The sequence below is a fragment of the Bacteroidota bacterium genome (assembly GCA_016722375.1).
Classification (GTDB): domain Bacteria; phylum Bacteroidota; class Bacteroidia; order Chitinophagales; family LD1; genus Bog-950.
The window spans coordinates 14,573-35,692 of sequence record JADKJG010000014.1 but is presented as its reverse complement, the minus strand read 5'-3'; the positions used below and the strand labels follow the sequence as shown (position 1 = coordinate 35,692).

Annotated in this window: 13 protein-coding genes and 3 pseudogenes; 4 read left to right on the top strand and 12 right to left on the bottom strand. The window is 44.4% G+C overall.

Annotation, left to right across the window (positions count from 1 at the left end):
* Positions 1-382, bottom strand: a 382-nt coding sequence (locus IPP77_15860) for a NifU N-terminal domain-containing protein (GenBank protein ID MBL0311078.1), incomplete at its 3' end; no start/stop codon positions are given.
* A 76-nt stretch (positions 383-458) separates the two neighbouring features.
* Positions 459-1,301, bottom strand: coding sequence for a formylglycine-generating enzyme family protein (locus IPP77_15855; GenBank protein MBL0311077.1), 843 nt, complete (start codon positions 1,299-1,301; stop codon positions 459-461).
* Between the two features lie 184 nt (positions 1,302-1,485).
* Here IPP77_15855 and IPP77_15850 point away from each other — a divergent pair.
* Positions 1,486-3,389, top strand: a pseudogene (locus IPP77_15850) (excinuclease ABC subunit UvrB).
* 69 nt (positions 3,390-3,458) lie between these two features.
* On the opposite strand, the gene IPP77_15845 reads toward IPP77_15850, so the two are convergent.
* The 5 genes and pseudogenes from IPP77_15845 to IPP77_15825 all read right to left on the bottom strand — a co-directional run bounded on the left by IPP77_15845 (position 3,459) and on the right by IPP77_15825 (position 9,141).
* Complete coding sequence (locus IPP77_15845; protein MBL0311076.1) at positions 3,459-3,989, bottom strand: T9SS type A sorting domain-containing protein; 531 nt, start codon at positions 3,987-3,989, stop codon at positions 3,459-3,461.
* A gap of 180 nt (positions 3,990-4,169) precedes the next feature.
* Positions 4,170-4,670 carry a hypothetical protein gene (locus IPP77_15840; GenBank protein ID MBL0311075.1) on the bottom strand — a complete coding sequence of 167 codons (501 nt, stop codon included), beginning with the start codon at positions 4,668-4,670 and terminating at the stop codon, positions 4,170-4,172.
* Between the two features lie 34 nt (positions 4,671-4,704).
* Positions 4,705-5,520 carry a hypothetical protein gene (locus IPP77_15835; protein ID MBL0311074.1) on the bottom strand — a complete coding sequence of 272 codons (816 nt, stop codon included), beginning with the start codon at positions 5,518-5,520 and terminating at the stop codon, positions 4,705-4,707.
* Positions 5,521-5,595: 75 nt separating this feature from the next.
* Positions 5,596-7,551: pseudogene (locus IPP77_15830) on the bottom strand (collagen-like protein).
* A gap of 843 nt (positions 7,552-8,394) precedes the next feature.
* Positions 8,395-9,141 (bottom strand): annotated as a pseudogene (locus IPP77_15825) (collagen-like protein).
* A 999-nt stretch (positions 9,142-10,140) separates the two neighbouring features.
* Here IPP77_15825 and IPP77_15820 point away from each other — a divergent pair.
* The 3 genes from IPP77_15820 to IPP77_15810 are packed head-to-tail and all read left to right on the top strand — an operon-like array spanning position 10,141 to position 15,580.
* The gene (locus IPP77_15820; GenBank protein MBL0311073.1) at positions 10,141-11,205 is read left to right on the top strand and encodes an efflux RND transporter periplasmic adaptor subunit; all 1,065 of its coding nucleotides are present in this window, start codon (positions 10,141-10,143) and stop codon (positions 11,203-11,205) included.
* 18 nt (positions 11,206-11,223) lie between these two features.
* Positions 11,224-14,289 (top strand): efflux RND transporter permease subunit, encoded by a 3,066-nt coding sequence (locus IPP77_15815; protein MBL0311072.1) that lies wholly within the window; start codon positions 11,224-11,226, stop codon positions 14,287-14,289.
* Positions 14,279-15,580 (top strand): TolC family protein, encoded by a 1,302-nt coding sequence (locus tag IPP77_15810; protein MBL0311071.1) that lies wholly within the window; start codon positions 14,279-14,281, stop codon positions 15,578-15,580. The genes IPP77_15815 and IPP77_15810 overlap by 11 nt, the downstream gene beginning before the upstream one ends.
* 190 nt (positions 15,581-15,770) lie before the next feature.
* On the opposite strand, the gene IPP77_15805 is transcribed toward IPP77_15810, so the two are convergent.
* The 5 genes from IPP77_15805 to IPP77_15785 form a co-directional block, all read right to left on the bottom strand.
* Complete coding sequence (locus IPP77_15805) at positions 15,771-16,367, bottom strand: mobile mystery protein B (protein ID MBL0311070.1); 597 nt, start codon at positions 16,365-16,367, stop codon at positions 15,771-15,773.
* Positions 16,358-16,816 (bottom strand): mobile mystery protein A, encoded by a 459-nt coding sequence (locus IPP77_15800; GenBank protein MBL0311069.1) that lies wholly within the window; start codon positions 16,814-16,816, stop codon positions 16,358-16,360. Before IPP77_15800 ends, IPP77_15805 begins: the two co-directional genes overlap by 10 nt.
* Positions 16,817-17,148: 332 nt before the next feature.
* Positions 17,149-17,832 (bottom strand): fibronectin type III domain-containing protein, encoded by a 684-nt coding sequence (locus tag IPP77_15795; GenBank protein ID MBL0311068.1) that lies wholly within the window; start codon positions 17,830-17,832, stop codon positions 17,149-17,151.
* A 193-nt stretch (positions 17,833-18,025) separates the two neighbouring features.
* A complete protein-coding gene (locus IPP77_15790) occupies positions 18,026-20,332 on the bottom strand; it encodes a DEAD/DEAH box helicase family protein (protein MBL0311067.1) in 2,307 nt (768 codons plus the stop codon).
* Positions 20,329-21,072: a hypothetical protein gene (locus IPP77_15785; protein ID MBL0311066.1), complete on the bottom strand. Its 744-nt coding sequence runs from the start codon at positions 21,070-21,072 to the stop codon at positions 20,329-20,331. Before IPP77_15785 ends, IPP77_15790 begins: the two co-directional genes overlap by 4 nt.
* Positions 21,073-21,120: the final 48 nt, after the last annotated feature.

The following is a 21,120-nucleotide window of genomic DNA, read 5'->3' as shown; positions in this document are numbered from 1 at the left end:
GGTCTTTAATTTTGCTTATCGGATCGGTGGCAACAGTTTCCGATTGCTGACTTTCCAAAATATCTTTGGGTAGTAATGCGTCATCCACCGGTTTCTGTCCACTTTGCAAAAACTTTTTTACTTCTTCCTTTAGTTCGGGAGTAATTTCAAACCAATCGTAATCCGGTTTTTTAGTGATGGTAATGAAGTTATTGGAGATAAAAACGCTATGGACAAAAGGACTTTCAAAAAGTGTTTTTGCCAAAAGAGAACCCTCCGCCAGCTCTCTCGTCCTGAAATCCAACTGAAAGTTGGGCAGTATGTGCCGGTCGGTTACAAATTTTAAACTCTCGGGATTAGGAGTTCCTTCCGTATATATTTCAACCATTAGATTCGTACTCATATCACTCTCATTACGCTGCAAAGATACACAATAAAAGGCGGAGGCGCAGGGAGACAAAAGCTCATCCAATAAATTCCTATGGATAGTAGGTTCTTGCTAACCGAAAACCTACGCTGTTCTGACGAAAGTTAACATAGCTATTCTGGCGAGTCACAATACGGCAATATTGCGGAGTGTTATAAAATGCCCCACCGCGCATAACACGGTATAGACCTGTTTCGGCACCGCGAGGATCATTGGCGGGAGAATGCGAATAATAGTCCCGGCTATATATATCCCAAACCCATTCCCACACATTTCCATTCATGTCGAATATCCCGAGTTCATTCGGCATTTTTCTACCCACCGGCATAGCGCGGTTGCCATTGCTTTTATACCACACCACCTCATCCATATTTTTACTTCCGGCATATTCAAAACCTTTAGAAGAATTGCCTCCACGGGCGGCAAACTCCCATTCAGCCTCGGTAGGCAGACGGTAACCTTTGGCAGTATCCCTGCAAATCACCTTACCGGTGGTATCTATATAGTAATATTTAGACAGCTTCTCTTTCGCGCTCAGCCAGTTACAGTATGCTACTGCATCATCCCATGAAACAAAGATTGCAGGTTGCTTCCCGCGACCCCAGCCGGAACTACCCATAGTATCACGTTGGTTGTCTAACAGAAATTTGTCATAGTCCTCTGTCGTCACTTCCGTTTTCCCAATCCAGAAACTATTTACCTGCACCTCATGCACCGGCCCTTCTTGTGGCTCCACCGGCTTGTCCGTACCCATAGAAAATTTGCCCGCTTGAACTAATACAAACTTAGAAGTATCAATAGGCAGCCGTTTGGCTTTTGAAGTCTTTTTTGTTTGCGCTAAGGTCGTGCCCGTCAAAAAAAATATTCCGATTATTAGAATTAGATAACGTTTCATAAAAAGAATGTTTCTGCAAGTTTACACGTTTTGCGAGAACATGAAAGGGGTCAATCGTTAAGAAAAGTTGAGGGGGGAGGAATGACGAATGATTATTCTGCTTCCAGCCGAAAATCATGGAAAAAATATAATGAAACAAGCAGTTTTAACGTCTGGTGTTTAACTTTGTCCCCCTTTATTAAAAATGGAATTTAAACTCACGACCAAATATAAGCCTTCGGGCGACCAGCCGGAAGCCATTATCCAGCTAACCGAGGGGGTGACCAATAATGAAAATGATCAGGTATTATTAGGTGTTACCGGTTCGGGAAAAACATTCACGATTGCCAATGTCATACAACAGACGCAGCGGCCAACACTCATCCTTTCTCATAATAAAACCCTGGTATCACAGCTTTATGGTGAGTTTAAACAATTCTTTCCTGACAATGCTGTAGAGTATTTTGTCTCTTACTACGACTACTACCAACCCGAAGCCTACATTCCCTCCACTGGTGTTTATATTGAAAAGGATTTAGCGGTTAATGATGAGATTGATAAGCTCAGGCTCAGCACCACAGCCTCTCTGCTTTCAGGTCGGCGCGACATTATTGTAGTGGCATCGGTAAGTTGTATTTATGGATTAGGAAATCCTGTGGATTACGAAAGCGGCATTATTCGGATTCAAGTTGGACAGGTTATAGCGCGCAACCGTTTACTTCATAACTTGGTGGATAGCTTGTATTCACGCAGTGATAATGAATTGCTGCGCGGCACCTTTCGCGTGAAGGGTGATGTGGTAGAGGTGGCTCTGCCATACGTGGATTATGCCTACCGAATTACCTTTTTTGGCGACGAGATTGAGGGGGTGGAAAGTTTTGAAACTTCTTCAGGCAGAACGCTAGGGAAACTCACGAATTACGGCTGAGAGAACGAACTGAGTTTGATATGGAGATGATGCGGGAGTTGGGATATTGTTCCGGGATCGAAAATTACTCTCGCTTTATGGATCGCCGTGCCAAAGGAACACGCCCATATTGTTTGCTAGATTATTTTCCGGATGATTTTTTGATGGTGATAGACGAAAGTCACGTCACCGTGCCACAGATTGGTGGTATGTACGGAGGTGATCGCAGTAGAAAAATGAATCTAGTTGAATATGGGTTTCGGCTTCCTTCTGCGTTGGATAATCGTCCGCTCAGTTTCCATGAATTTGAAGCCAAAGTCAATCAGACCATTTATGTAAGTGCCACACCAGGCGATTATGAGATGGGGAAAACCGAGGGAGTATTTGTTGAGCAGATAGTACGACCAACCGGCCTTCTTGACCCACCAATTGAAGTACGCCCAACGCAGAATCAGGTGGATGATTTGATTGAAGAAATTGACGAGTGCGTCAAAAAACAAGAGCGGGTTTTAGTAACGACTCTTACCAAAAGGATGGCGGAAGAGCTGAATAAATATCTGGGAAGGGTGGGTGTCAAGTGCCGTTATATTCACAGCGAGGTTCACACCCTGGACCGCATAGAAATTATTCGAGACTTACGGCTAGGTAAATTCGATGTACTTATTGGGGTGAATTTACTTAGAGAAGGGTTAGATCTTCCTGAGGTTTCTCTCGTGGCGATTCTCGATGCAGATAAGGAAGGCTTTTTGCGCAACCGTCGAAGCCTGATACAGGTAAGCGGACGTGCTGCGCGAAACGTGAATGGCAAAGTAATCATGTATGCAGACACTATCACTAACAGTATGCAGTTAACGATTGATGAAACCAGTCGGAGAAGAGAAAAGCAAATTAAGTATAACACCGAGCACGGCATCACTCCAGAAACAATTTTCAAGTCGAGAGATGAAATCATGAAACAGGCTTCAGTACTTGATATACGGGGTATCTCACCCGATGCTTATATTGAACAAGAAGAACTGAGCTTAGTAGCCGAACCAGTACTTCAATACATGACTGCGGAACAACTTACCAAGTCCATTGATGACACACGCAAAAAAATGTTGGAGGCTTCTAAAGAGACAGATTACTTAACCGCTGCCAAACTCAGAGATGAAATGCAGGCCATGCAAAACCTGTTAAAGGAAAAATTCGGGAATCGGTAACTCCATAAAAAAACAGAACCCCGGAATTGCTTCCGGGGTCCAGATTGATTACAAAAAAACCTTTAAGAATTAATTTATTACCTGAAATTTCTTGGTGATTACGTGTTCCTTGTTGTCTCGGTTAGAAGTAAAATTCATGGTCAACATATAAAGACCGGCAGCCAGAGTAGAAACGTTTGTCTGCTGAACAATCTTCCCATTGTCATAATTGCTTTGGTATAGCTGACCGATGTTCTGACCAATAGCGTTGTACATAGCGATGGAAACTCTTCCAGCTTCAGGAAGTTCAAAACCATACCATACATTATCTACCGCAGGATTAGGATAAACAACAAAAGAACCGAATCCATCTCCTACTAAATCTAATAAACCAGTAACCTGATCATTTGGTTGTTGAAATCCTTGAGTCAACCAAATGCCGTTTGCGTTAAACGTTTCAACCATCGTCATTTCGCCGACCGTATAAGATAAGGTAAAATTATTGGATCCAGAACCGGTTGCAAAACCACCCGCACTGGCAATTACCGTTGGAGTAAGCATTTGTGCATTCAAAAAACCTGCTGTAAAAAGCGCCGTGATAGCAATGTATATTTTCTTCATAATCTAATTTTGAGTAAAAATAGGGTGTTTTTTCAAATGGACAAACTTTTCTTGACTCCTGCTACAAATAATTTTCACCAGTGCCTTTTAGAATTCCAAAAATATAGACAACAGAACCTGTATCAATAAAAAAAGGAGCCAAAACTTCGGCTCCTTCTCATAAATTACTGAACTAGATTTTTACTTACTTTTTGCACCTCTTTCCAGAATAGAAGTCGGCCGCGAAGGCTGGCTTAAAGATCTTCTAGGACTTGAAGATGGTGGTTGAACGCTCAATTTAGAGGTATTTGCCTTTTCTCTTGCTACCTGCATTTCCTTATATGCATTCATCCGGGCAATTCGTGCTTCGTTTTGCTCTGGCGTTAAGGGAGCAACTGCATGATGCTCCTTTGATTGATTCATTTCCAAAATGGTAGCTTTCCCGCTCTGTTTTTTCTGCATCGCTGACATAGCTCTTAAACGCTCGGCGCCAGCGACATCTTGTTTCGCTTTTAGCTGCTCGTTGGAAAGAATCTGTGTACTCTTTGCCTGACTTTCAGTACTTGATTGCAACCTCACCCTGGCAGCTTCTTGTAATAGAGCTGATTTGGGTGTATTCGTTTCGCCACCTATAATTCTTTGTTGTCCATAGGAAACAAACAAGGTTCCCGAAATAAGGGCTGTGATTATTGTCTTTTTCATAACTACTGTTTTTTAGTTTTAATTGAGTTACAGATTAACGAATTAAATGTCCTGTGAAGGTTGAATTAGCTGCATCCGGTGTTGTAACCTCTACTGTGCCACTATTATGCAATATTTGAACACTCACAATATCTCCCACGTTTAGATATAGATCAGTAGATCTGGATAAATTGCTCCATTCACCGGCGGCGAATGTTTGAATCTCTACATTTGTAACAACGCCGTTCACTAAATAGTCAAGCTCATAGTAGCCCCCTGCAACTGGGAAGACTGGAGGGAATCCCCACAAAATTGAAGCATCAAAATGATACAATCCTGTCACTGGTGCAGTAAATTCCCCAGTGTTTGGATCATAACCTCCTCCTAAGTTATAGAAAACCGAATCAAAAATCATTGGTGTTGTGGTGAGATCTAAAACACCAGTGCCTATCTGGTCTCCAGCGCTAAAAGCCACCGTACTACCTGTAATAGCCTCTAAGTCCTTCCAAGAAGCCAAACCATCAGCATCACTCGTCAGTACCTTATTCTCTCCTTCAGTGCCATCTACAATCTTTAATTGACCACCTAAATAGGCGGCAAGTTCATTATTGCCCGCATAAACCTCCAAAGTCGGGGTTCCCAACTCTAGATTGCCACTAATATACATGGTAGATGATCCCGATGTATCATTATCTTTTGCAAAACTATTAGCGATACCTACCCCCGTCTTGTAGGATACAATATTGAAGCCATCGCCGTCATTCGCCAGATTAATCAGGTCAGTCAGTGAGCCTATAGTAGTTTCATAAATATCCAAGTAAGCAGAAGGGCTTGTTGTGCCGATTCCAACGTGAGTTCCATCATCGTACATAACAGAATTCCCCCCTGATTGACCATCCGGCGTGAATTTTATAATATAGTTTTCTGTTCCACTCAAATTGGCGGATCCCCCGCCTGTTGGGCCAATTGGTCCTGTCGGTCCAGTAATACCTTGTGGGCCATTATTGCCATCATTACCATTCGCACCCGTAGCTCCGGTATCTCCTTTAGGGCCTACAGCTCCATCATTACCATCAGCTCCAGTTGGGCCGGCAGCACCGTCGTTACCATTAGCACCCGTAGCTCCAGTATCTCCTTTAGGGCCTACAGCTCCATCGTTACCATTAGCACCTGTTGCACCAACAGCACCGTCATTACCATTGGCACCTGTAGCGCCGGTATCTCCTTTAGGGCCTACAGCTCCATCGTTACCATTAGCACCTGTTGCACCAACAGCACCGTCATTACCGTTGGCACCCGTAGCTCCGGTATCTCCTTTTGGACCTACAGCTCCATCATTACCATCAGCTCCAGTAGCGCCGGTATCTCCTTTAGGGCCTACAGCTCCGTCATTTCCGTCTGCTCCTGTTGCACCAGTTGCTCCTCCTCCTGCCCCTGTAGGACCATCAGCGCCTGTTGGGCCAACCTCTCCTTGAGGACCGGTGGCACCATCATTACCATTTGCACCCGTTGCGCCCGGTTCACCTTGTGGACCAGTAGCTCCGTCTGCGCCTGTTGCACCCGTTGCTCCTCCTCCTGGCCCTGTTGGACCATCAGCGCCTGTAGGACCAACCTCTCCTTGTGGACCGGTGGCTCCATCATTACCATTTGCTCCTGTTGGACCCAAATCTCCTTGAGGACCAGTAACACCGTCGTTACCATCAGCGCCTGTAGGGCCAACTTCTCCTTGCGGACCGGTGGCTCCATCATTGCCATTGGCACCTGTAGCGCCCGGTTCACCTTGTGGGCCAGTAGCTCCGTCATTACCATCTGCCCCTGTTGCACCCGTCGCTCCTCCTCCTGGTCCTGTTGGACCATCAGCGCCTGTAGGGCCAACCTCTCCTTGCGGTCCGGTGGCTCCATCATTGCCATTGGCACCAGTAGCGCCCGGTTCACCTTGTGGGCCAGTAGCTCCGTCATTACCATCTGCCCCTGTTGCACCCGTCGCTCCTCCTCCTGGTCCTGTTGGACCATCAGCGCCTGTAGGGCCAACCTCTCCTTGCGGTCCGGTGGCTCCATCATTGCCATTGGCACCAGTAGCGCCCGGCTCGCCTTGTGGGCCAGTAGCTCCGTCATTCCCGTTTGCTCCTGTTGCACCCGTTGCTCCTCCTCCTGGTCCTGTTGGACCATCAGCGCCTGTAGGGCCAACCTCTCCTTGTGGACCGGGGGCTCCATCATTACCATTAGCGCCTGTAGCGCCCGGCTCGCCTTGTGGGCCAGTAGCTCCGTCATTCCCGTTTGCTCCTGTTGCACCCGTCGCTCCTCCTCCTGGTCCTGTTGGACCATCAGCGCCTGTAGGGCCAACTTCTCCTTGCGGACCGGTGGCTCCATCATTACCATTGGCACCTGTAGCGCCCGGTTCACCTTGTGGACCTGTAGCTCCGTCATTCCCGTTTGCGCCTGTTGCACCCGTTGCTCCTCCTCCTGGTCCTGTTGGACCATCAGCGCCTGTAGGGCCAACCTCTCCTTGTGGACCGGTGGCTCCATCATTACCATTAGCGCCTGTAGCGCCCGGTTCACCTTGTGGGCCTGTAGCTCCGTCATTTCCGTCTGCGCCTGTTGGGCCGATTGGACCTCCACTAGGACCTGTTGGACCGATGGGGCCAATATCACCTTGCGGACCAGTAGCACCTGTTGCGCCCGGTTCACCTTGTGGGCCTGTAGCTCCGTCATTCCCGTTTGCACCTGTAGCGCCATCTGCTCCTGCCGGCCCATTGGCTCCATCTGCACCCGTAGGTCCAGTAGCACCAATAGCACCTAGCGAACTTAAATCTTTCCAAGAACCATTACCTAAAGAATCAGAAGTAAATACTCGATTCTTTGCTTCGGTACCATCAATAATACTGACCGAGCCAAAAAACATAGCCGCAACCTGATTGGCATAAGCATCTACTTCCAGAGTAGGCGCGCCCGGAGCCAAGTTACCGATCAGAAGCATGGTTGAAGTTCCAGAATTTATATTGTCCTTTACAAAAGCTGCATTTTCGAATGCTCCCGATTTGTTAGACAAGATATTATATCCGTCTCCCGCGTTTTCCTGATTCAGGAGTGCCTGGCCTTGAAATACCAATCCAAAAGTATCTACCATATTAAGTAGATTCTGTCCATTAAAAGTTTGTAAATAGTTTGCAAAATTGTTGGCCGAGTTTATTTCAACCAGCCCTCCTGGAGTTGGGGTACCTATACCGATATTACCGGTACTTGGAGATATATTCAACACATCGCCATAACCAAAATTAGTAGCCATATCATAGTTAAAGAATCTCAGGTCGTCCGAAAACGCTGTTCCAATCAACCAATTTGGTGATGTGACCAGCCCTTTTGACAAGATTATTCCATTTTGGCCTGTTGAGCTTGCTTTGTCTGAGACCAAAGCTGAAGGACTGCCCGGTGATAAAGCAGAAACAATCAGACCTGCAGAACTGCCAGGAGAAGAAATAAGAACCTCGCCGAAGTTAGCTCCATTTATATGTACTTGTGTCAGTGGATTTGTTGTTCCAATCCCGATGGTTGAATCTGTATCAAATATTTGAGAGTTTCCTCCGTTCAACCCGTCCGGTGTAAATTTCACTACATAGTTACGTGTACCACTTAAGTTTGCAGCACCACCAGTTGGCCCTGTGGCACCATCTAACCCGGTCGGCCCTTGAGCACCCGAAGCACCATCCGCTCCAGTAGAGCCGGTTGCGCCCGGTGCGCCATCAGCGCCGGTTGCACCTACAGCGCCATCCACTCCGGCGGCACCCGTAGGTCCTTGTGGTCCGACACCGCCTGTAGCTCCTGGAGCACCTTGAATGCCGTTAGCTCCAGTTGCTCCTGTAACACCATCTGCTCCAGCTATCCCAGTTGGCCCTTGTGGCCCAACACCACCTGTAGCTCCTGCGGGACCTTGAATTCCATTCATACCGGTAGCTCCTGTTGCTCCGGGAATACCCGCAACACCTTGAGTCCCCTGAGGGCCAGCTGAACCAGTTGGTCCGTCGGCTCCGGCAGGGCCTATGGCACCAGCAGGGCCTGTGGCTCCCTGTGGACCTGTAGAACCCGGAGGACCATTTGCACTATTAGCAGCAAATAACGCATAAGGAACGCTCAACAACTGCGAAGTCCCCATGTCGGTATAATTATTCCCTCCATTAGGATCTACCTCAACTTGTAAATATTTCGATGAAACACCCCAGTTAACCGAATTCAAATTGCCAGAGGATCCAATCACCAATGAAATTAGCCCAAACTGATTAGTGGTTGCACTACTTGTTTCCTGAAAAACAACCGGCCCCTGAATGCTTCCATCATGGATCTGAAACCGGACTGTTACGTTTGACCCATCTGGAAGAGGTTGTCCTGCGACATCTCTAACCACTGCCTGATAATTAATCTTTTGGGGAACCTGCGCAACTACAGAAGCGAAAATCGTTAGTAGTATGGCTGTAATTGATAGTAGCTTTCTTTTCATAAGCTGGTTTTATGATGAGTTTACGATGATTGTTATCAGACAGTAATTTATAAATGCTCTACTATAAATAGTCCCTGATTGGAGGCTAAAGTATGATTAAGAGGTTCATATCGGGTATTTTCGTTTAGTTTATTTATCAACATTATTTATCAATTACTCCCGCTCCAAATATTAAAATACCAAATTCATATTCAGCATCTAAAGAAGAAACCATCGCTCATAATTTGTATTCGTTTTCTACCCTATTACACAATAGAATTGACGAAAAAGAATTACGCAGATTTTTAACTGTAAATGGACTGATGTAGGTTAAAAAATAGGCTGCTAAAAAATAGAAAATAGTTGTTTATTTGATGTGAACAAAATATACATAGCACACAAGAGTTATTTTTTCTCGTCTTTGTATTTCCCTTTCCAGATTAGTTCGATCATGATTATTGTCTGAAAATATGTGTTACAAAAGGGGTAGCTATATATGTATTAGATTTTGTCTTTTCAGCAAGTTCTTTGCCAAAGTGTCCTCATCTCTTTCCACTTTTGACTGATCCTTTGCTATTCGGTACCCATCTCCAGCTATTCGGTCCCTGTTAGCAAGAGACAGGTCCCAGTTCGTAGCTACTCGGTCCCTGTTAGTAAGAGAAAGGTGCCTACTCGTAGCTACTCGGTCCCTGTTAGCTAAAGATAGGTCTCTGTCCGTAGCTACTCGGCACCTGTTAGCTAAAAACAGGGATTTAGTAAGAGCCGGATTCTCAGGTTGTCTAGATTTATAAGAGGAGTTTGAAAAGCCCAAGCACAGTTGGATGCAAATTAAGATAGGTTATATAGTTGATGGCTATCGCGATATTTTTGAGAGAACCGTCAAAATTTCAATTAGCTCCTGAAAAATTAGTCCTCTATAACGGTATAACAATTATTATGCTGAACAAAGAGATATTTTTTACGTTGAAATGCCTCTATGAGCCTTTTTTTTTAACCTTTGCGCCCTTAAATTTTTTCCCAATGAGTAAATCAATCTGGTTTTTTGGGGGAATCGTTCTGCTCATCGGTGGAGTTATCATTTATAACAAAGTCCTACATCCGCCCGAGAAAGCAGGTCGAGGTCCTGCCGGAGGTCCCCCGAATTCAATGTCGGTGGAGGGCTTTATTGTTCAGCCAAAAACATTAGAGAATAAAATAATCGCTTCGGGTACTTTGCTTGCTAACGAGGATGTGGAATTACATGCCGAAGTTTCCGGCAAGATTACTCAGCTTAACCTGAACGAAGGTGCCCCCGTAACCAAAGGCGCTCTATTGGTTAAATTATTTGATGCCGATTTGCAAGCGCAACTCCGTAAACTCGAAGCCCAAAAAGAAACAGCCGAAAAGACAGAGCAGCGGCTAAAACAATTACTGGCTATTAATGGTATCGGGCAACAAGATTATGACAATGCGCTGACTGCTTTGAAGGGGATTAGTGCCGATATAGATTATGTACAGGCGCAGATTACAAAAACAGAAATAAAGGCTCCTTTTAATGGCATTATGGGTTTGCGAAATGTAAGCATAGGCGCTTTTGTTTCACCCAGTGTCTCCATAGCCAGCCTGCAACAGATAGATCCATTAAAAGTAGATTTTTCTGTCCCGGAGAAATATCAATCTTCTATGAGAAAAGGAGATCTAATCAAATTTACCGTGGATGGATTCTCCGAAAGTTTCTCTGGAAAAATATTTGCTATTGAACCACATGTTGATGAAACTACGCGAACGATCAAGGCACGTGCCCTAGTAGGAAACGCAAAGGCAACCTTATTGCCTGGTGCTTTTGCAAAAATTGACTTGGGTTTAAAGGCTATTGATAATGCAATGATGATTCCTACCCAAAGCATCATTCCCGAAGCGCGTACTAAAAAAGTAATCGTTCTCAAAGATGGCAAAGCAGATTTCAGAATTGTAGAAACCGGAATCAGAACTGAAAGCTATATACAGGTAACTGATGGCATTATGCCCGGCGACACGGTCGTAACCACTGCCATCATGTATGTAAAGCCTGGTATGGATTTGAAGTTGAAAAAATTGACAGAGTAAACGGGTAGGTAAAAGAAAATGAGTCTCTCCAGTCTAAGTTTAAGGCGTCCGGTTCTTACGGTGGTGATGAGCATCATCATTGTCTTGTTCGGACTGATCGGATTTAAGTTTCTGGGTGTTCGGGAGTATCCATCTATTGATCCACCAACCATTACGGTTCGTACCAGCTATACGGGAGCCAATGCGGATGTTATAGAATCGCAAATTACTGAACCTTTAGAGAAAGCCATTAATGGAGTGCCCGGCATTCGTACTATATCTTCGGCGAGTAATTTGGGATCCAGCGTCATCACCGTTGAATTTAATGTGGGCTATAGTCTCGAAGCTGCTGCCAACGATGTGCGAGACAAAGTTTCGCAAGCGGCAAGACAACTGCCACAGGATATTGATGCTCCACCGGTAGTAACCAAGGCTGATGCTAATTCAGACGCCATCATTTCGATGACGGTGCAGAGCGATACGCGCAATGTCACACAGCTAAGCGATTATGCTGAAAACGTACTATTAGACAGACTTCAAACTATTCCCGGGGTCAGCGGAGTACAAATATGGGGGCAAAGAAAATATTCCATGCGTCTTTGGATAGACCCCATGAAATTAGCCGCGAAGGAGTTAGCGTTTAATGATGTTGAAAATGCTTTGGCCCGGGAAAATGTGGACTTGCCAGGAGGGAAAATTTATGGAAGTGCTACGGAATTGATTGTAAGAACGTTCGGACGAATGACCACCGAAGACGATTTCAATAATCTGATTATCAAAGCTACAGACAATCAGGTTATCCAGTTGAAAGATATAGGATATGCAGTGTTGGGTCCCGAGAATGAAGAGTCTGTTCTGAAGGAATCGGGAATACCGATGGTAGCGTTGGCATTAGTGCCTCAGCCCGGCTCAAATTATCTGGAAATTTCAAAGGAGTTCTATAAACGCTATGAGGATATTAAGAAAGACTTGCCAGATGACATCAAAGTGGATATTGCTTTGGACTCCACTCTGTTTGTCAAGAGGTCAATTGAAGAAGTAGTAGAAACCCTCGGCATTGCATTTCTGTTGGTCGTACTTATCATTTATCTGTTCTTCCGAAACTGGCTGATTGCCCTTCGACCGCTCATTGATATACCGGTTTCGCTGATTGGCGCCTTCTTCATTATGTATCTCGCCGGTTTCAGTATTAATATTCTTACGCTGCTGGCTATTGTCCTTGCCACTGGCCTTGTGGTGGATGACGGTATCGTTGTGACTGAAAATATTTTTAAGAAACTTGAAAAAGGATTGAATAAACACCAAGCGGCGGAGGAAGGAGCAAACGAAATCTTTTTTGCGGTCATCGCTACCTCTATTACGCTGGCGGTGGTTTTCATCCCTATTATCTTCTTACAGGGCTTCGTCGGCAGTCTCTTTCGCGAATTTGGTATTGTGCTGGCAGGGGCCGTATTGATTTCAGCATTTGTTTCGCTGACGCTCACACCGGTACTGAATGTACTGCTCACAACCAAAGACTCTTCACATGGAAAGTTCTATCTAATGACCGAACCATTTTTTGAATGGGTAGATCGCTCATACAGAAGTTCCTTGCAGGCATTCATGAAAAAGAGATGGATGGCTTTCCCTGTTATCGCTGTGTGTTTCGGACTGATTGTCCTTTTTGGAAAGATACTACAAACAGAATTAGCACCCCTTGAAGACCGAAGCCTTTTCAGAATGAGCATTACCGCACCCGAAGGAACCTCGTATGATTACATGTCGCAGTACGTAGATAAACTGACTGCTTTTATTATGGATTCTGTTCCTGAAAAAAAAGTCCTTCTGAGTATCGTAGCACCCGGCTTTTCAGGAAGTGGTGCAGTGAATATTGCTTTTATGCGGGTGGCATTAACCAACCCGAAAGATAGAGTGCGCTCACAGCAACAGATTGTGGGTGCTCTTAACAAATCTGTTTCTAAATTTAATGAGGGAAAAGTATTTGCCATTCAAGAACAAACTATTTCGGTAGGTCTTGCCGCGAGAACTTCTTTACCGGTGCAGTTCGTGATACAAACCACCGATATAGATAAGTTGAAAGAAAAACTGCCCTTGTTTTTAGATAGGGCCAACAAAAGCAGCGTGTTTCAAGGGGTGGATGTCAATCTGAAGTTCAATAAACCCGAATTGCAAGTGATCATTGACCGTTTGAAGGCGGCTGAGTTGGGGGTATCGGTTATGGATATTTCCAGAACTCTTCAATTAGCTTTCAGTGCCGGAAGGTTGGGCTATTTTATTATGAACGGAAAGCAATATCAAGTTATTGCCCAAGTAGAACGCAGCAATCGGGATAAGCCTCTTGACCTTGCTTCTCTTTTTGTCAGAAATAATAGAGGACAGTTAATACAGTTGGACAATCTTGTTAAAGTTGAAGAGCAGAGCAATCCACCACAACTGTATCACTACAATCGTTATAAATCAGCTACTGTATCTGCCGGTTTAGCACCCGGACAGGCACTCGGTGACGGTATTGCAGAAATGCGCACCATAGCAGACAGTACTTTAGATGCCTCTTTCAGCACCGCGCTATCAGGCCCTTCTCGCGATTTTGATGAAAGCTCCTCCAATACTTCTTTCGCTTTTATTCTTGCTTTAATTCTCATTTTCCTCATCCTCGCTGCCCAGTTTGAAAGTTTTATAGATCCGTTCATTATTATGTTTACAGTGCCACTGGCTCTTGCAGGTGCCCTGCTCAGTCTTTGGATGTTTAACCAGACCATCAATATATTTTCCGAAATCGGCATTATCATGTTGATTGGGTTAGTAACCAAAAACGGTATTTTGATTGTTGAATTCGCCAACCAGAAACGCAAAGCCGGAGAAGATAAAATATCTGCTGTGATTGATGCATCAGCCCTTCGTCTGCGGCCTATATTAATGACGAGCCTCGCTACATCGCTTGGCGCTCTTCCTATAGCCTTAGCTTTAGGTTCAGGGGCACAGAGCAGAATACCACTTGGCATTGTGGTTATTGGAGGAATCATGTTTTCGCTGATTCTCACTTTGTATGTCATCCCGGCTATGTATTCTTATATGTCCAGAACTAAAAAGTCGCATGGTTATTAGGTCAGGCTTCCTTCTTTTATTACTCCTAATTACCGGTCAGGTATTTGCTCAAGATCTGCTCACAGTGGAGCAAGCCATCGCAGTTTCATTAAAAAATAACTACGACATTCAAATTGCAAAGAACAGAGAAGAAATCTCTTCTATAAATAACAACATCGGAAACGCAGGCATGTTGCCCCGTGCAAATATCACGGTAACGGACAACGCTTCACTGAACAACCTCAATCAAAAGTTTTCGAGTGGTTTGTTGGTAGATCAAAAAAATGTGAGCGGCAACAATCTCAATCCGGCTCTGAACATTAGCTGGACTCTTTTTGACGGACTTAAAATGTTCGCCACCAAATCTAAGCTGAAACGCCTGGCAGAGATTGGTGAGTTGAACTACAAAGACACCTTGCAAACTATAGTTGCTCAAACCATCAATGCCTACTATGATGTGGTCAGTGCCAACCAGCAATTAAAAGCATTGAACGAGGCCATCAAGATTTCTGAAGAGCGAGTGAAAGTGGCAGAAACCCGATTTCGCGTAGGCTCCTCTTCCAAGGTGGATTGGCTACAGGCCAAGGTAGATTTGAATGAACAGAAGAGCGGCTTGTTGAACCAGAACAAAGTAATTGAGCAGAAAAAAGCAGAGCTCAATCGCATTCTGGCTCGTGCTGCAGAGACAGAATTTATTACTGCTGATTCTATCCCGATCAACTACGATACAAATCTTAATTCTTCTAACGAACTGGAGTCTAAAAATTTCCAGTTGTTGGCGGCTTCAAAAAATATAGAGATAGCTCGGTTTTCCAAAAAGGAAGTGTTTGCTCAATTCCTTCCCAACCTGAATGTCAATGGGGCCTATGCCTTCACCCGTTCGCAAAGTTCGGCAGGCTTTTCTTTATACAATCAAACCTATGGGCTAAGCGGTGGATTCACCTTGGCAGTTCCTTTGTTCAATGGATTAAATACCATTCATCAATACAAGATAGCTGGCATCCAAATACTCAACAGCCAATTTGCTTTAGAGAAGGCTAAAATTCAGACCAAGCTCAATTTCTACAAGGTGTTAAGAGATTTTGAAACAACCAAAGAAATATTAAAACTTGAAGAAGATAATATTGTGTTAGCCGATGAAAATGTCAAAATTGCTTTAGAGCGCTTCCGGCTTGCACAATCCACCGCCATCGAACTGCGCGAAGCACAAAACAGTTATGAAGATGCCCGAACACGCTTGGTCAATGCCCGCTTCAACACCAAAGTAGCTGAAACAGAATTGATGCGCTTGCAAGGGGCTTTGGTGAAATAAGATTTGACAATTTTTAAAAAGTTGTCAAATCTACTGAAGAGCGTGCAGAGGGAGGTCATTAAAACAAAACTGATTTTCTGAAGAGATTATTTGAATTAAAAGGGAGGATGGGGAAGCTAAACACTTGGGTTTCGCCATTCTGAATGAATCTAAATTCAAGCAAGGTGTTCAGTTCCGCTTATTATTTTTTTCACGCCCTCGCAAAAGCAATAAGTGATTTGTAATCTCCTTGGTCGGCTGTTTTAATTCCATCGAGATATTTCTTTCTTACTTCGCCAGAATGAACAAGGTCACCTGCGCCCCAAGTGAAAACAGGCAGTTTGAAGATTTTTTCAATGACAATATCTGCCATTAAACGACTGTGCCTTCCATTGCCATTTGGAAAACAATGGATGCTTACCAGACGATGTTTGAAGCGAACAGTTAGTTCATCCGGTTCATACACTTTGTTAGTGATCCAAAATACCGAATCATCTAACAGATTTTTTAACTCAAGCGGAATCTGGCTCTTGTCCACTCCGATATTCTTATTTGTTTTTCTGAACGCACCAGCCCACCCCCACACGCCGCCATACATCTTTTTGTGAACCGCTTTAATGAGTGGTTCAGTAAAAACTTCATGCTGTTTAAATGAACGCTTCAAAGACCATTCAACCGCTTGTTCTATATTTTGCTGTTCAAATTCATCGAGTTCGCCTCGGGTTGCAATGGAAGGAATAAGCAGCCCTTCTTTTTCATCTTCGTCTAAGGGAGTTTGTCCTTCAATGTATTCCAGTTCTAATCCCATAAGGTTTTAGGCATTTCATTTTTGATGGCGCTTGCTCTTTCCTCAATGGCATTTTCAATCCGTTGGTTCGAGTTTTCCTGGTCTTCCAGTTTCATAGTCTGGGAACTTCGCATTACAATTTGTTTGGCAAGGTCTTTTGCCTTTCGGTCAATAAGTGCATCGAGAGAACCGTCATTGGGAACGAAACCATACACCAATTGCATGTCCATTACTCTTGCCACTTCTTTCAGCGACTTGATAGTAATGGAACCATCTTTTTCCCGTTGCTCAATTTCCTGAACGCTTTGCTTGGTGATGGAAAGTTTATTCCCTAACTGTTGCAAGGACATACCAAGGGCATTGCGGATGGCTTTTATCCAACCGGTGGGAGGTGCGGCCACCTGCTTCAGTGAAGCATAGGCAGCCATTTTCCTGTTTAATTGCTGTATCAGCAGATTTTTTTTGTTCATCTTGTAAAGGTATTACCTGACAAATTTGTGTCAAATGTAAGGCTTAAACCTGACAAAAACAAATGATAAGTAAGGGTTAAGCCTGACAAAATAGAAACCTTTGTAAGGGTATATCCTGACAGCAAGCAATTGCTAAAAGCTAAGGTTTGACAAATTCTGAATTTGCCAAACCTGCTATAGCTAAAAAAAAGCGCCTCCTTTCGGAAGCGCCTGAAAATTAGACCTCTTTGGAAAATCATCCAATTATCTCCCGCTGGAGGGAGTGTAGAGGGAGGATTTTAATAAACCTGATTTTCCTAAGAGGCGTACTATAAACCTGTATCAGTTTAACCCTACGGCAAGGCGACACGGATAGTTACTACCGGACTAAAGCCTTCGTATCCATAGCGGCTCAAGGTAGCTACCCGAAAGTAGTACTTGGTGCCTGGCACAAGATCAAAGACCTTGAGCGAAGCCTTTTCCGCCTGATACACCATCGGCCAGCCTAAAAGTGGATCGGTGCTGCCTTCAACACGGTAGCCTGAGTTCTTCTTCACCGACTTCCATTTCAGCTTCACCGAGCCTTCATCCGCACCCTGTTTAGCTATGGCCGTTTCAGGAGCCAACAGAATTCCGATAGGGCTTTGAGCATTGCGAGTCTCCATTCCCGAACTCAAAACAATTTCTGGATTTCCCTGTGCCTCGCCCTCCACATATATCTGTAGGTTCGACATCAGCACATCCAGTTCTTGCTCGCGGATGTCACGAATCTCCGTTTCATCTGGGCCACCGGGCAGGTTTTGCTGTGCCAGTTCCAGCGCATCAACTGCGGTGGTCACATCGGCCAGTGTGGGAGATGGTGTGGTGAAATTCGGATTACCGGTCATGGCGGCTAATACCGCACGGGCTCTCACAATTTTCTGTTCTACCGTCAGCTTCAAAAAGCCAATTTTCACAATAAAGGACATAATAAAGGCAGCTAACTGCCCTCCGACGCTACGCATTGCGCTCACGTCATTTTTTTGTTGTGTTTTCATGTCACAAAGATACTACCAACACAAGGCTTACGCCACGCTAAAACACTGCAATTCAATGTGGTAAGATGTAAATAGAGACATTGCATAAATTGGAAAGCACCGTCTTCGTCATTCAGTAAAGAATCCCGCCCAGATTTTTTGTCATTCTGAAAGAATCCTGTATTCTCTATCCTCTCCTTACGCTGCTTTCTGTTTATACAAATGCTGTTGAAAATTCTATAAACAGTCTACTGATGTTTCCTGCATCTCCCAGAATATCTTTAGCGTCTTCCAACGATTGATATTTGTTCGTAAGCAAAATAGGTAGTTTCTCTTGGTCCAGTTCTTCAACTCCTGTTTCTATATACTTACTCAATACAAATTCGATGAACTCTTTTTGTTTGGCGTTCAGTATGGCAAAGATGGTGGCTTGCGATGCTGCCACACGTTGCTCTCTGGTCATGGCATTATAGTTCCCGTTGAAAACATACTCTAATACATCAAACAAATCGCTCTTCTCCATATTGACCAATTGCTGCACCACCAACAAATCGCTTTTAGGGAAACCTGCTTCATCCAATTTCTCCAACAATATTTTTCGCGTTATCGGATTGCTCCAAATAGTCCGCAATTCATCTTCACTTCTAAATAGTTTAGGCAATTCGCCAAACAAGTTATTCAAAAATTCTTCTGCCGAAATCGGTTGGCCATCTGCACTCCAAAACGAAGTAGAAATCATAGATTGTATCTCGCGCTCTTTGCCGTCGCGGAGTTTCACTTTGATTTTCTTAGGTCTTTCTTTCTCGTCACCTTCACCTTCTTTCTTTGGCTCTTTGGGTTCGTATGGCACTCTTGGTTCATTAACTCCAGTTGGTTCTAAAGGTTCTCCATCCCATTCCGGGTCAGCGAAGTGATGATAGGCATCTACATAATCATAGATGGTGAAAAACTCTTTGCCATCAAACAAGCGGGTTCCCCGCCCCACAATTTGCTTAAACTCTATCATGGAGTTGACCGGGCGCATCAACACAATGTTGCGGATGTTTCTTGCATCCACCCCGGTGCTTAGTTTCTGAGAAGTAGTGAGGATAGTCGGGATGGTCTTTTCATTATCCTGAAATTCGCGCAGGAATTGCTCGCCTATTTCGCCATCATTGGCGGTCACCCGCACACAATAGCTTGGATCTTTGCTTTGTTTGTATTGATTGACCAAATCGCGAATCAGCGCCGCATGACCCTGATTGGCACAAAAGATGATTGCCTTTTCTTTCTGATTGGCCTCCTTCAAATATATCTGCACCCGCTTGGTTTCTCTTTCCACTATCTCGATGCTGCGGTTAAAGTCTTTCTCTTCATACAGCTTGCCTTCTTCAATTTCACCTTCTATAATCTGGTCGTCGCTGGTATAGATATAATCGTCGAGCGTTGTTTTGATGCGCTTCACCTTAAACGGAGTGAGGAATCCATCGTTGATGCCTTCTTTCAATGAATAGATATAGACCGGTTCGCCGAAATATTTATAAGTGTCAACATTATCTCTGCGCTTGGGTGTAGCGGTCAAACCCAATTGCACCGCAGGAGCAAAATATTCTAAAATGCCCCGCCAGTTGCTTTCATCATTTGCTCCTCCGCGATGGCACTCATCTATAATGATGAAATCAAAATAGTCTTTTGCATAGTCGCCAAAATAGGGAGCCGGCTTCCCCTCTTTGTCGGTGCCACTCATAAAGGTTTGAAAAATGGTGAAGAAGATGCTGCCGTTGGTCGGCACACCTCCTTTCTTTTTTATTTCGCTGGGCTTTATCCGCACCAGCGCATCTTCAGGAAAAGAGGAAAAGGCATTATATGCCTGATCAGCTAAAATGTTTCTATCGGCCAGAAACAAGATACGTGGCCTGCGGCTGCCATCGCGCTTTAAGTTCCAACGGGTTTGAAACAACTTCCATGCTATTTGAAAAGCAATGGCTGTTTTACCGGTACCGGTGGCAAGGGTTAACAAAATGCGGTCTTTGCCCTGTGCAATAGCCTCAATGGTGTTGCGCACCGCTATTTCCTGATAATAGCGAAGCTGCCAGGTGCCGCTTTTATCTTCATAAGGAACATCGGCTAACTTTTCTCTCCACTCATTTTGCCCGGCAAAGGTTTTGTTCCACAGTTCGTCGGGACTTAGGTAATTAGCCACCAAACCTTCCTCACCGGTGTTCATACAGATGCTGTAAATCTCTTTTCCGTTGGTGCTATATGTGGTTTCTAATTTTAGTTTCTCTGCGTATTGCTTGGCTTGTGCCACCCCTTCGCCTACTTCTACCTCATCGCTCTTGGCTTCTACCACAGCCAGTTTGATGCCTTTATAAACCAATACATAATCGGCGGTCAGCTTTTTTGCTCTCACCCCACCGGTCTGTATTTTGCCCGCCGTGATATGATATTCCCGAAGGATTTTAGACCCTTCTACCACGCCCCATCCGCAGGCCTTTAATTTGGGGTCTATCAATTCTGCCCTTGTTTCTGATTCGTTCATTGTTTATAGAATTTATCATCCGCCCATTTTGCCGGATTGTTTATAATGTATTGGGCAATGGTTTGATACGATTTTTCATTTCGGATAATGTGTTCGTGATAATTGCGTTGCCACAATGGCATGGGCGAATCCAATGCGCCATTTCCATGACCGCCCAATGCATTTATTTGTTTGGTTACCGATGATTTATATCCCCGAATAATCGCCCCAACGGTGTTGGATGGCGACCGTAGGGGCGTATTGCATACGCCCTGTATTTCATTTGTATTGTCATTCGACATATTGCATACGCCCTGTTTTTCATTTGCATTGTCATCGGGTTTATTTTCATCATTGGGCGTATGCAATACGCCCCTACCAACATCGTTTGCATTATCGTCGGGTGTATTGTCATCATTGGGCGTATGCAATACGTTCCGACCAACGTCGTTCGCATTTTCATTGGGCGTATGCAATGCGTCCCGACCGGTATCATTAATGGCAATTATGGCGTGCATGTGATTGGGCATTATAATAAATACATCCATTTCAATTTGTGGTCGCAATTGGGGCGTTTTCATCCATTCGTTTGATGCAATGTTTCCAAATTCATTCAATACCATTTCACCATTTTCAATTTTCCCAAACAAACAGGCCCTATCCGCACAACATATCGTTATGAAATATAAACCCGCCTGCGAATAATCATATCCTTTTAATCGGATGGACCTGCGGTGGTGGATGTTTGGATTGAACGGCATTTTTGTTTTTTCATTCGTTGGGTGCGTGGTTGGGGCGTATAGCATACG